This is a genomic window from Rouxiella badensis (genome assembly GCF_026967515.2).
Lineage (GTDB): Bacteria > Pseudomonadota > Gammaproteobacteria > Enterobacterales > Enterobacteriaceae > Rouxiella > Rouxiella badensis.
Genome location: NZ_CP114062.1, coordinates 4,468,582 through 4,481,276 on the forward strand (window position 1 = coordinate 4,468,582; position 12,695 = coordinate 4,481,276).

At 54.6% G+C, this 12,695-nt stretch carries 11 protein-coding genes; 10 read left to right on the plus strand and 1 reads right to left on the minus strand.

Going from position 1 to position 12,695, the window contains the following annotated elements:
* Positions 1 to 228 precede the first annotated feature (228 nt).
* The gene (gene queG / locus O1V65_RS20670) at positions 229 to 1,386 is read right to left on the minus strand and encodes a tRNA epoxyqueuosine(34) reductase QueG (protein ID WP_165428795.1); all 1,158 of its coding nucleotides are present in this window, start codon (positions 1,384 to 1,386) and stop codon (positions 229 to 231) included.
* Between queG and nnr the strand changes: the two genes are divergently transcribed.
* The 10 genes from nnr to O1V65_RS20720 all read left to right on the plus strand — a co-directional run bounded on the left by nnr (position 1,385) and on the right by O1V65_RS20720 (position 12,590).
* Positions 1,385 to 2,899 carry a bifunctional ADP-dependent NAD(P)H-hydrate dehydratase/NAD(P)H-hydrate epimerase gene (nnr, locus tag O1V65_RS20675; protein WP_227953593.1) on the plus strand — a complete coding sequence of 505 codons (1,515 nt, stop codon included), beginning with the start codon at positions 1,385 to 1,387 and terminating at the stop codon, positions 2,897 to 2,899. The genes queG and nnr overlap by 2 nt on opposite strands.
* Before the next feature lie 10 nt (positions 2,900 to 2,909).
* Positions 2,910 to 3,377 (plus strand): tRNA (adenosine(37)-N6)-threonylcarbamoyltransferase complex ATPase subunit type 1 TsaE, encoded by a 468-nt coding sequence (gene tsaE, locus O1V65_RS20680; protein ID WP_084912685.1) that lies wholly within the window; start codon positions 2,910 to 2,912, stop codon positions 3,375 to 3,377.
* A gap of 7 nt (positions 3,378 to 3,384) precedes the next feature.
* Positions 3,385 to 5,172 (plus strand): N-acetylmuramoyl-L-alanine amidase AmiB, encoded by a 1,788-nt coding sequence (gene amiB, locus O1V65_RS20685; RefSeq protein ID WP_420066643.1) that lies wholly within the window; start codon positions 3,385 to 3,387, stop codon positions 5,170 to 5,172.
* Between the two features lie 42 nt (positions 5,173 to 5,214).
* Positions 5,215 to 7,143, plus strand: a complete 1,929-nt coding sequence (gene mutL, locus O1V65_RS20690) for a DNA mismatch repair endonuclease MutL (protein WP_269129987.1) — start codon at positions 5,215 to 5,217, stop codon at positions 7,141 to 7,143.
* Complete coding sequence (miaA, locus tag O1V65_RS20695; RefSeq protein ID WP_017492186.1) at positions 7,136 to 8,077, plus strand: tRNA (adenosine(37)-N6)-dimethylallyltransferase MiaA; 942 nt, start codon at positions 7,136 to 7,138, stop codon at positions 8,075 to 8,077. The genes mutL and miaA overlap by 8 nt, the downstream gene beginning before the upstream one ends.
* A 115-nt stretch (positions 8,078 to 8,192) precedes the next feature.
* Entirely contained in the window at positions 8,193 to 8,501 is a 309-nt protein-coding gene (gene hfq, locus O1V65_RS20700; protein WP_017492187.1) for an RNA chaperone Hfq, read from the plus strand.
* Between the two features lie 97 nt (positions 8,502 to 8,598).
* Complete coding sequence (gene hflX, locus O1V65_RS20705) at positions 8,599 to 9,957, plus strand: ribosome rescue GTPase HflX (protein WP_017492188.1); 1,359 nt, start codon at positions 8,599 to 8,601, stop codon at positions 9,955 to 9,957.
* Positions 9,958 to 9,974: 17 nt separating this feature from the next.
* Complete coding sequence (gene hflK / locus O1V65_RS20710; RefSeq protein WP_017492189.1) at positions 9,975 to 11,255, plus strand: FtsH protease activity modulator HflK; 1,281 nt, start codon at positions 9,975 to 9,977, stop codon at positions 11,253 to 11,255.
* 3 nt (positions 11,256 to 11,258) lie between these two features.
* Positions 11,259 to 12,269: a protease modulator HflC gene (gene hflC, locus O1V65_RS20715; RefSeq protein WP_017492190.1), complete on the plus strand. Its 1,011-nt coding sequence runs from the start codon at positions 11,259 to 11,261 to the stop codon at positions 12,267 to 12,269.
* Between the two features lie 120 nt (positions 12,270 to 12,389).
* Positions 12,390 to 12,590 (plus strand): DUF2065 domain-containing protein, encoded by a 201-nt coding sequence (locus O1V65_RS20720; protein WP_084912689.1) that lies wholly within the window; start codon positions 12,390 to 12,392, stop codon positions 12,588 to 12,590.
* Positions 12,591 to 12,695: the final 105 nt, after the last annotated feature.

Genomic DNA, 12,695 nt, shown 5'->3' on the forward strand with positions numbered 1-12,695 from the left:
GAATTAATTCTGTGAACAGAGTTATCCACAGATTTAGTTTACTTTTTGCACTGATCTTTATTTGTCCTGTGGATATTGTTAAAAAATAACTTATTGATTTTTAATGAATAAAATTAATAGCAAAACGTTATGGCGATCGCTTGCTCTTTTTTTTGCAATTGATCGGCAAAGCAATTTTATTTTTATGCACAGCGGAGACGCTAGCGCATTTACAGAAATTTGCCTCTTTTAAGCGTCCCTCGGCAAACCTTTTTCCACAGCGCGAATCAGTCGTTTCTTCTGAGAAGACTGCACCTCTATCTGATGTTCGCTCCGCCTGGTCAACTGCTGCGCGATAGCCCACTCAATATGTTCATCCAGCATGCTATTTTCCCCTTTTCTGCTTTCTAACGCCAAAACGATGCTTTCGTCATAGGGAGCGTTACCCAAGGCGACGGAAATATTTCGCAGCCAGCGCAGGTGTCCGATACGCCGAATAGGCGAGCCTTCGGTAATGCGCAGAAACTTCTCTTCTTTCCAGTTAAACAATTCGACCAGCTGCGGCGCATGCAGCGCAGCGCGCGGACTGAAATCATCTTCGTCGGTCAGCTGAGAATAGCGATTCCAGGGGCAAATAAGCTGGCAGTCGTCGCAGCCGTAGATACGATTGCCCATCAGCGGGCGGAACTCTTCAGGAATGGCCCCTTCGAGCTCGATGGTCAGATAGGAGATACAGCGGCGGGCATCGACCTGATAGGGCGCGACAATAGCGCCGGTCGGGCAGGTAGTGATACAGGCCACGCATCGCCCACACTGTTCTTCCTGAGGTTTATCCACCGGCAGGGGGAGGTCGATAAGCAGTTCGCCCAGGAAGAACCAGGAACCTGACTCACGGTTTAATATAAGTGAGTGCTTGCCAACCCAACCAAGCCCGGCTTTCTCAGCAAGAGGACGTTCCATGATAGGTGCGGAATCAACAAAAGGGCGAAAGCTCAGCGCTGAATCGGGCTGCGCTTCGGTGCAGTAAGTCTGGATCATGTCTCCCAGCTTTTTCAGACGCTGGCGCAGAACCTTGTGATAGTCGCGGCCCAACGCATAGCGGCTAACATAGCCAAGCATTGGATTATTCAACGTTTTTGCGAAAGCCGCCTTGGCAGGCAGGTAGTTCATGCGCACGCTTATCACCCGCAGCGTGCCGGGTAAAAGCTCATGTGGGCGTGCGCGCATCATGCCGTGGCGCGCCATCCAATCCATCTCTCCATGATATTGTTTATCAAGCCACTCTTGCAGCTTTGGCTCTTCGGCCGAGAGGTCGGTATCGCAGATACCAACCTGTTGGAAGCCTAGCGACTGGCCCCATTGCTTGATATGTTGGGCTAATTGATCGAGATCGAGGAGGTGCGTCATGACTAACCAAATTGAAAAACAGAACCCGGCAAGTTTACCATACTCCGTCTATTCTGCAGACTGGTTGCGAGATGCGGAGGCACAGGCGGCGCGGGATACCGGCCTGTCGCTATTTACGCTGATGCAGCGCGCCGCCGCGGCCGCATTTCGCCATGCGCGTTCGACCTTTCCTCACGCCACGCGCTGGCTGGTGTTGTGTGGCCACGGTAATAACGGTGGTGACGGCTATGAGGTAGCAAGATTGGCCAAAGGCGCGGGTCTTGACGTCACGTTATTGGCAATAAGCAGCGATAAACTGCTGCCCGATGAGGCGGAACAGGCAAGAAAGGGCTGGCTCGACGCCGGTGGCACGATTGGCGATATCACCTCGGCGTGGCCTTCTGGCAGAGAGCTGGTGGTTGATGCGCTGCTCGGTACCGGCCTGAAATCTGCACCCAGAGAGCCGATGACGCGCCTCATCAAGGCGATTAATCACTATGATGCGCCTGTCTTGTCGCTAGATATTCCCTCCGGTCTGGCCGCAGAAACCGGCACCGCAGCCGGTGAAGGGGTTCATGCCACGCTGACCGTGACTTTCATTGCCCTTAAACCTGGGCTGCTCACCGGACAGGCCCGAGACTACGTGGGTGAGTTGCGTTGTGACACGCTCGGCCTCGAAAGCTGGCTTAGTGGCCATCTTCCTCTGCTGCAACGTCTCGACGCTGCACGGCTGGGGCAGTGGCTAAAGCCGCGTCGGCCTTGCTCGCACAAGGGCGAACACGGACATCTGCTGCTGGTCGGCGGTGATACCGGCTTTGCGGGGGCTATCCGCATGGCGTCCGAAGCGGCTTTGCGGGCAGGTGCAGGAATGGTGCGAGTACTCACTCACAAAGAGAATATTGCGCCGCTGCTGACCGCCCGTCCTGAACTGATGGTGCAGGAACTGAACGACGACTCACTGACCGAGGCACTCGAATGGGCCAGTGCGGTGGTAATAGGCCCGGGCCTTGGCCAGAAGGCGTGGGGGCAATCTGCCTTCAAACGTATCGCCGAAAATCAAAAACCCGCGTTATGGGACGCAGATGCGCTTAACATGCTGGCAAAAAGCCCTGAGAAACGGCAAAATCGCGTCTTGACGCCCCATCCCGGTGAAGCCGCACGCCTTTTGGGATGCACTGTGAAGGAAATCGAAAGCGATCGCTTACTTTCTTTACGACGCCTTACCCATCGCTATGGGGGGGTAGTGGTCTTAAAAGGGGCAGGCACGCTGATTGGCACCGAAGAGGGCCAGACCGCGCTGGCCGACGTCGGCAATGCGGGGATGGCCAGCGGCGGCATGGGCGACATTCTGTCAGGCATCATTGGCGGTCTGCTCGCTCAGAAGTTATCTTTCTATGATGCAGCCTGTGCCGGAACTGTGGTTCACGGCGCGGCGGCGGATATCATCGCTCAACGCCAGGGCACTCGCGGCATGCTGGCAACGGATTTGTTAACCTGGATAGCCCCAACGGTTAACCCTGACCTAGAAAAATAGAAACTACCCAATGAATCAAATTAACTTACCTTTGCCAGATGAAGTCGCCACCCTGAAACTTGGGGCTGATTTAGCCGCCGCCTGCACCGGTGCGACGGTCATCCATCTGTTTGGCGATCTGGGGGCTGGAAAAACGACCTTCAGTCGTGGGTTCCTGCAGGCGCGCGGTCATAACGGCAATGTTAAAAGTCCGACCTATACTCTGGTCGAGCCTTATCAGCTTCATCCGATGGCGGTCTATCATTTTGACCTGTACCGTCTGGCCGACCCGGAGGAGCTGGAGTTCATGGGCATACGCGACTACTTTACCGAAGACGCGATTTGTCTGGTGGAATGGCCTCAACAGGGGGCGGGCGTTTTGCCTGAGCCCGATCTGGAACTGACTCTCGCCTATCAGCCAGAGGGACGATTGGCGACTATCAAGGCCGTTTCCGAGACAGGTAACCGGCTGCTGCAGATGCTACAAAAGCAAGGATAATGCTGTAATGATTCAATGCGTTAACAGATTTTGGAAAAGAGTCGCGGCTATGTTGGTACTCACGGTTACCGTGATGATACCTACGGCATTCGTTCCTGCTTTTGGCGCAGGTATGAAAAACATCAATGTTTCCAACGGGAGTACGCAATCCACCGTTACCATCAACTTTGATGGCAAGCCTGACTATTCCTTCTTCCCGCTGCATAGCCCGGAACGCGTAGTCATCGATATCGTGCAAACGGGCGTGATGCGTGGTTTACCGCTGAATTTTAGCGGCCAAAATCTGGTTAGACGCGTGCGGGCGAGTACGCCTGCGGATGCCAAGACGCAGCGTCTGGTGTTTGAGCTGACGCAAAAGGTCAGAACCAATGCCCAGGTGCAGCAGGACGGCGGTCAGTACACCGTGGTGTTTACCCTCAGCGCCGCCGCGCCACAGCGCACCTCTTCTTCGGGAATGATCACCCGTGCCCAGCCGGGGAACCGCTTGGTCACGCCACCGCCACCGCCACCGCGCGGTAATCCGTTTGACGGCAGCCAGAGTCCGCGGGTCGCCGCTGCGCCAGGGCCGAGCACACAGCTCACGCCACGTACCAGCGGAACCACCTCGGATAATCAGGTCATCGTCGCCATCGATGCGGGCCACGGTGGGCAAGACCCCGGCGCACAGGGCGTAGGTGGACTAAAAGAGAAAAATGTCACTATTGCCATCGCCCGCAAACTGCAGGCAGAGATGGCGCGTGATCCGATGTTTAAACCGGTATTGACCCGCGATGGCGATTACTTCATCTCGGTAATGGGCCGTTCCGACGTGGCGCGTAAAAAAGGCGCCAACCTGCTGGTCTCCATTCACGCCGATGCGGCACCTAACCGCAGCGCGAATGGTGCTTCGGTCTGGGTGCTTTCAAACCGTCGCGCCAACAGCGAAATGGGTAACTGGCTTGAGCAGCACGAGAAGCAGTCCGAGCTGCTAGGCGGGGCGGGCGATATGCTGGCCAACACCGCGTCGGATCCTTATTTGAGTCAGGCGGTGCTTGACTTGCAGTTCGGCCACTCGCAGCGCGTAGGTTATGACGTTGCCGTTAAAGTATTGCAGCAGTTGCGCAAAGTCGGCGCACTGCACAAGGCCAAGCCAGAGCACGCCAGCCTTGGAGTATTGCGTTCACCGGATATTCCTTCGCTGCTGGTAGAAACCGGCTTTATCAGTAATCCTAGCGGGGAGCGGCTGCTTGGAAGCAGCGCGTATCAGGATAAAATTGCCCATGCCATCTATGAAGGCTTGCGCAGTTATTTCCTGGCGCATCCGTTACAAACCGGCCCAAAGGTCGAAAACCGACCGTTGCTAGCCAGCGCAACGTCGGTCACTAGCTCCAACGCTTCGGCACCGGACAGCAGCTCTTTGAGCCAGCCGGGGCCGATTGAAACCACGGCCGCACTGGGCGGCGCGACGCAGATTCATCAGGTCAAACGCGGTGAAACGCTGACGGGCATTGCGGTGCATTATGGAACCACCATGAGCGCACTGCGCGATCTTAACAAGCTGAAGAAAGACGGTGTCTGGGTCGGACAGCGTCTGAAAGTGCCGGCGGGCACCTCGGCGGTGTCGAGAAACACTACCGCTAAAGTGACGACGGCGCGTGCGACGAAACGACCTTCAAGGCATAAAGTGGTGCGCGGCGATACGCTGTCGGCCATTGCCTCGAAGTACGGTGTCAGCATGAGCGACATCAGAACGGCAAACCATATGAAATCCGGTGACGTGCAGCTTGGGCAGACGCTGACCATTCCGCAGTCGTAAACGGACGTAAGCGATATTCTTCTTAAGATGACAGGAGCGGCTATGCCGATTCGGGTACTGCCACCGCAGCTGGCAAATCAGATAGCGGCAGGTGAGGTTGTTGAACGGCCCGCATCGGTAGTGAAAGAGCTGGTCGAAAACAGTCTTGACGCCGGTGCGACGCGTATCGATATCGATATCGATCGCGGCGGCGCGAAGCTTATCCGCATCCGCGATAACGGCTGCGGCATCGCTAAAGACGAACTTGCGCTGGCGCTGGCCCGTCACGCCACCAGTAAAATCAGCTCGCTTGACGATCTCGAAGCGATTCTCAGCCTCGGTTTTCGCGGTGAGGCGCTGGCCAGTATCAGCTCCGTTTCGCGTTTGATGCTGACGTCGCGCACCGCCACGCAGGACGAAGCCTGGCAGGCTTACGCCGAAGGGCGTGACATGGCGGTGACGGTAAAACCCGCCGCACATCCACAGGGATCGACCGTAGAAGTCCTCGATTTATTTTATAACACCCCCGCTCGCCGCAAGTTCATGCGCACCGAAAAAACCGAGTTCACGCACATTGATGAGGTGGTGAGGCGTATCGCGCTGGCCCGTTTCGACGTCGCGTTTAACCTAAGCCATAACGGTAAGCTGGTCCGCCAATATCGCGCGGTGAAAGATCCCTCGCAGAACGCGCGTCGCCTGGCGAGCATTTGCAGTACCACTTTTGTCGAGCACGCCCTTGAGGTGGAATGGCGTCACGGTGATTTGGCGATCCGCGGCTGGGTTGCCGATCCTGCCGGTTCGCGCAGTCTGACCGAGATGCAGTACTGCTACGTCAATAACCGCATGATGAAGGATCGCCTGATAAATCATGCGATCCGCCAGGCTTATCAGGACAGGCTCAAAGACGATCAGCAGCCCGCTTACGTGTTGTATCTTGATGTGGATCCGCATCAGGTTGACGTCAACGTGCATCCGGCCAAACATGAGGTGCGGTTCCATCAGTCACGGATGGTGCATGATTTCATCTATCAGGCGGTGGTGGCGGTATTGCAGCAGGCGGGCGATTTGCAGCTTAATACCGAGCAGCCGGTCGAAGAGCAGCCACGCTGGCAGCCGGAAAACCGTCAGGCGGCGGGCATTAACCATTTTTCCCAGCCTGCACCCTCGGCCAGAGCGACGCCGCCGCGCCAGGAACCGTCTTACAAAGCGCCGTCTGCGGGCAAGCCGATATTCCCTGAGACATCGCGTTCTGCGCATCTGCGCGAGCCCGTGCAGCGCTATAGCGAAGAAAATACCTACAGCAAACCGCAGGGCGAGCTTTATCAGCAATTGTTGAGGCCTGGCGACGATACGCCTGCGGCGGTTAAGGCCGTTGAAGCCTCGGCCATCGTCGAGAAGGCCAGACCCGCCGGGCATGAAGATGTGCTTGCAGGGCATAGCCAAAGCTTTGGCCGCGTGATGACCGTCTGTGCCGCAAGTTTTGCTCTTATTGAACGTGGGCAGAAAATTATGCTGTTATCGTTGCCGGTCGCCGAAAGATGGTTGAAAACGGCCCAGCTGACCCCCACCTCTGAAGGATTGAAGCCTCAACCGCTGCTTATTCCGGTTAAACTGACGCTAAGCAAGGAAGAGCGCGACGCATTCACGCACCATCAGGCGCTGTTGCAACACTTTGGTATTGAAATGCTATTGGAGCACCAGCGTGGGACATTGCGCACAGTGCCTTTACCATTACGCCAACAAAATTTACAAAAGTTGATACCCGACCTGTTAGGCTATATTGCGGTTCTGCAGGAGGTCACTCCTGATGCGGTAGCTATGTGGTTTGCCCGCAGCATTGGCAGTGAGCATGACGTCTGGACGGTTTCACAAGCAATACAATTACTCGCGGACGTTGAGCGACTTTGCCCGCAGTTGGTCAAGTCACCTCCCTCCGGACTCTTGCAACCCGTTGATTTACAGCCGGCCTTGGCGGCTTTTAAGCATGACTGATTCAGAAAACAAAGCATTACCTCCCGCTATTTTTATCATGGGTCCGACGGCTTCGGGCAAAACTGCCTTGGCGATGGCCCTGCGCCAGCATCTTCCGGTTGAACTTATCAGCGTCGATTCTGCTCTTATCTACAAGGGCATGGACATCGGTACCGCAAAACCAACCGCCGAAGAGCTTGCGTTAGCACCTCATCGACTGATTGATATCCTCGATCCTGCGCAATCTTATTCGGCCGCCGATTTCCGCGCCGATGCGCTGCGAGAGATGCAGGAAATAACGGCACGTAAGAAAATTCCGTTGTTGGTCGGTGGAACAATGCTTTATTTCAAGGCTCTGCTAGAGGGCCTTTCTCCCCTGCCTCAGGCCGACGCGAAAGTCCGCGAGCGCATTGAGACGCAGGCTGCGGAGCAGGGCTGGGAAGCGCTGCACAAAAAATTGAGTGAAATTGATCCGGTATCGGCAATGCGAATTCACCCGAATGATCCACAGAGACTCTCCAGAGCACTGGAAGTTTTTTATATTTCGGGTAAAACTTTAACGGAACTCGTTAAAACTTCGGGTGAAAGCTTACCCTACCGGGTACATCAATTTGCGATCGCACCTACGAGTCGCCAATTGTTGCACGATCGTATTGAATTGCGCTTTAACCAAATGGTTTCGAACGGATTTGAGGCCGAAGCAAAAGCGCTTTTCACTCGGGGTGATTTGCATACGGACATGCCTTCCGTTCGTTGTGTCGGTTACCGCCAGATGTGGTCATATTTTTCTGGTGAAATCGACTACGATGAAATGGTTTATCGTGGTGTTTGTGCGACACGGCAGCTGGCTAAACGCCAGATGACATGGTTACGAGGTTGGGAAGGGGTTGAATGGCTTGATTCAGAAAAGCCTGACGAAGCCTTAAGCCGTGTAATTCAGGTTGTTAGTGCATAGGTTGGTTGATTGTGTACAATTGATTGGTACTCAACGCGCAAATTTTTTTATGTGATTTATTTTCGAGCTTGTAGGCTCAAAGTTACAAACAACAAACAAATAAGGAAAAGATAGAATGGCTAAGGGGCAATCTTTGCAAGATCCGTTCCTGAACGCATTGCGTCGCGAACGTGTTCCGGTTTCTATTTACTTGGTGAATGGTATTAAGCTGCAAGGCCAGATTGAGTCTTTCGATCAGTTTGTGATTCTTTTGAAAAACACGGTAAGCCAGATGGTGTATAAACACGCTATCTCCACCGTTGTTCCTTCGCGCCCGGTTTCTCATCACAGTAATAATCCAGGTGGTGGTACTACCAATAACTATCATCATGGTAGCGCACCGTCTGCTCCACAGCAGCCGCAGGATGGCGATGACGCCGAATAAGGCGCCCAGCTGTTCAATCTCGAAGGGGTTCATAAGGGGTTATTGCCGCTTATGTGCCCCTCGTTGAATTTTATTTCTCAATTGAGAGGTCACACGCTTGTTTGACCGTTATGAAGCCGGTGAGCAGGCCGTACTGGTTCATATCTATTTCTCGCAAGACAAAGACACGGAAGACCTGAGCGAATTTGAATCGCTTGTCTCTTCTGCCGGTGTTGAGGCGTTGCAAGTCATCACTGGGAGCCGTAAGGCTCCACACCCTAAATACTTTGTCGGTGAAGGAAAGGCCCAAGAAATCGCAGATGCCGTTAAAGCTACTGGCGCATCTGTAATCCTGTTTGATCACGCTTTAACACCTGGCCAGGAACGTAACCTGGAAGCCTTGTGCGAATGCCGCGTGGTCGATCGTACCGGACTTATTCTAGATATTTTTGCCCAGCGCGCCCGTACTCACGAAGGTAAACTACAAGTAGAATTGGCACAGTTACGCCATATTGCAACCCGACTGGTACGAGGCTGGACTCACCTTGAACGCCAGGGCGGTGGGATTGGTGCGCGCGGTCCTGGGGAAACCCAGCTCGAAACCGACCGTCGACTCCTGCGCGACCGCATCACGCTTATTTTAAACCGCCTTGAACGCGTCGCCAAACAGCGCGAGCAGGGGCGTCGTTCAAGAGTGCGTGCCGACATTCCGACGGTTTCTCTGGTGGGATATACCAACGCCGGAAAGTCGACGCTGTTTAACCGAATTACCGAGGCCGACGTTTACGTGGCCGATCAATTATTTGCCACCCTGGATCCAACGCTGCGACGCATTATGGTTGCTGACGTAGGAGAGACGGTACTGGCAGATACCGTAGGGTTTATTCGTCACCTGCCCCATGATTTAGTTGCTGCGTTTAAAGCAACATTGCAGGAAACCCGACAGGCATCTCTGTTAATTCATGTGATTGATGCAGCGGATATTCGCGTTGAGGAAAACATCGACGCGGTGAATACGGTGCTGGCAGAGATTGAAGCAGATGACATTCCTGCGCTGTTAGTGATGAATAAAATAGATATGTTGGACAACTTCGTCCCACGTATCGACCGCAACGAAGAGAATTTGCCAATCAGGGTCTGGTTATCGGCCGCGACAGGTGAAGGTATCCCGTTGCTATTTCAGGCATTAACGGAGCGTCTGTCAGGTGAAATTGCACAGGTAGAATTGTGTTTGCCACCGGAAGCGGGTCGCCTTCGTAGCCGTTTTTACCAGCTTCAGGCGATTGAAAAAGAATGGATTGAAGAGGATGGCAGTATCGGTCTGATGGTGCGTATGCCCATTGTTGACTGGCGTCGCCTCTGCAAACAAGAACCGGCTATGAGCGAATATGTTCGTAACGGATTCCCGGTAGATTTCGAAGAGAAAAATGCCTGGGATAACTTGACTGATATAGAGCCTGAAGAACACCAATCATAGAATAATGGAGCTATAACATGGCGTGGAATCAGCCCGGTAATAACGGACAGGACCGCGACCCCTGGGGAAGCAGCAACAATAGCGGCAACTCTGGTGGAAATAATTCTGGTGGTAATAACAATAAGGGCGGGCGCGATCAGGGCCCTCCCGATCTTGATGATATCTTCCGTAAGCTCAGTAAAAAACTCGGTGGTTTCGGCGGTAAAGGGTCCGGCAACGGCACTCCCTCCGGCCCGCAGAAGAATATGAACGGTCGATTCGTCGGCCTTGCCGTGGCTGCCGTCGTGGTTATCTGGGCTGCCAGCGGATTCTACACCATTAAGGAAGCAGAGCGCGGTGTGGTAACCCGTTTCGGCAAGTTCAGCCATCTGGTTGAGCCGGGCCTGAACTGGAAACCGACCTTTATCGATCAGGTTCAGGCGGTCAACGTCGAATCCGTTCGTGAGCTCGCGGCTTCCGGCATTATGCTGACCTCTGACGAAAACGTAGTGCGCGTTGAAATGAACGTGCAGTACCGCGTCACCGATCCCCGCGCCTATCTGTTTAGCGTGGCCAACGCTGACGACAGCCTGAGCCAGGCGACCGACAGTGCGCTGCGCGGCGTTATCGGTAAATACACCATGGACAAGATCCTGACCGAAGGTCGTACAACGGTGCGTAGCGATACACAGCGCGTGCTGGAAGAGACCATCCGTCCTTATCACATGGGGATTACCGTGCAGGACGTCAACTTCCAGACGGCGCGTCCGCCAGAGGAAGTGAAGGCCGCATTCGATGATGCAATTGCCGCACGTGAGAACGAGCAGCAGTATATTCGTGAAGCCGAAGCCTACGCCAACGAAGTTCAGCCTCGTGCTAACGGTCAGGCTCAGCGTCTGCTTGAAAACGCCAAAGCTTACAAAGACCGTACCGTGCTTGAAGCGCAGGGTGAAGTTGCCCGCTTCGCCGAGCTGTTGCCGGAGTATAAAGCCGCGCCGGAGATTACCCGCGAGCGTCTGTATATCGAGACCATGCAGGACGTGCTGAGTCACACCCGCAAGGTGCTTATCAACGATAAGAGCAACAACCTGATGGTGCTACCTCTGGACCAGCTCCTGGGCGGTAAAACGGCGGCAGCGGCCAATAACAGCGGCGATGATGCGAGTAGCATGATCCCGTTGCGACAGGTTCCTTCGCCGTCGAGCAGCAGTAGAAACAGCAGTGCCAGCAACAGCAGCTCAAGTTCTTCTGGCAGTGTCATGGATCAGCGCCGTGCCGATGTACAGCGTGACGACACCGTTCGCGTAGGGAGAGAATAACCAATGCGTAAGTCAATTTTACTTGTCGTTGTTGTAGTGCTGGTGGCGCTCTACGCTTCACTGTTTGTGGTGCAGGAAGGCCAGCGCGGTATCGTGCTGCGTTTCGGCAAGGTTCTGCGTGACGGCGACAACAAGCCGTTGGTGTATGCGCCGGGTCTGCACTTCAAGGTGCCTTTCGTTGAGTCCGTGAAAACGCTGGATGCGCGCATCCAGACCATGGACAACCAGGCCGACCGCTTCGTCACCAAAGAGAAGAAAGACCTGATCGTCGACTCTTACCTGAAATGGCGTATCAGCGACTTTAGCCGTTACTACCTGGCTACCGGCGGTGGTGATGTGTCACAGGCCGAGGTGCTGCTGAAACGTAAATTCAGTGACCGTCTGCGCTCAGAGATTGGTCGTCTTGACGTCAAAGACATCGTGACCGATTCACGCGGTCGTCTGACGCTGGACGTGCGTGATGCCCTAAATCAGGGTACCGACGACGATGACGCTGCGGCCGCTGCGACGACCGAAGCCGATGACGCTATTGCTTCAGCGGCCAAGCGCGTCGAGCAGGAAACCAACGGCAAGGTGCCAGCGGTTAACCCGAACAGCATGGCGGCACTGGGTATCGAAGTTGTTGATGTTCGCATCAAGCAAATCAACCTGCCGACCGAAGTCTCTGATGCCATCTTCCAGCGTATGCGCGCCGAGCGTGAAGCGGTAGCTCGTCGCCACCGTTCACAGGGTCAGGAAGAGGCCGAGAAGCTGCGTGCTACCGCCGATTACGAAGTGACCCGTACTTTGGCTGAAGCCGAGCGTCAGGCACGTATTACCCGCGGTGAAGGGGATGCTCAGGCAGCCAAGCTGTTTGCCGATGCGTTCAGTCAGGATCCGGACTTCTATGCCTTTATCCGTAGCCTACAGGCTTACAGAGAGAGCTTCAGCAGCGGTAATGATGTTATGGTAATGAGTCCTAACGACGATTTCTTCCGCTACATGAAAACGCCGGCAAAGACCAGTAAACCTTAATTGACGCAGACCGTCTTGACGTCATCCCACAAAAGGCCCATAACGGGCCTTTTGTTTTATCTGCCCGGCGCAAATTTTTAGCCGCAGGCGATAACTCCTCCAGGAAATTAGAGTAAAAATATGAACGTGAGTCTTTGGCTGGCCGTGGGAATGGTGTTGATTGTTGAAGGGCTGGGACCGATGGTGTTTCCCAAGGTGTGGCGAAAAATGATCCAAAGTATGACCCAGCTTCCAGACGGACTGCTGCGCCGTTTTGGCGGCGGGCTGGTGGTGGCAGGCGTGGTCATTTTCTTCATGGTGAGCCGCTATACTGGTCACTGAGGCTATCCTCACGGCGGATTTCCCCCGGCAAGAGAGCTGTCGCACGAAACGGACATTTTTCACCCAGCGGGTGGCTAAAACTACTGAAAGGCTGGGGAGAGGATG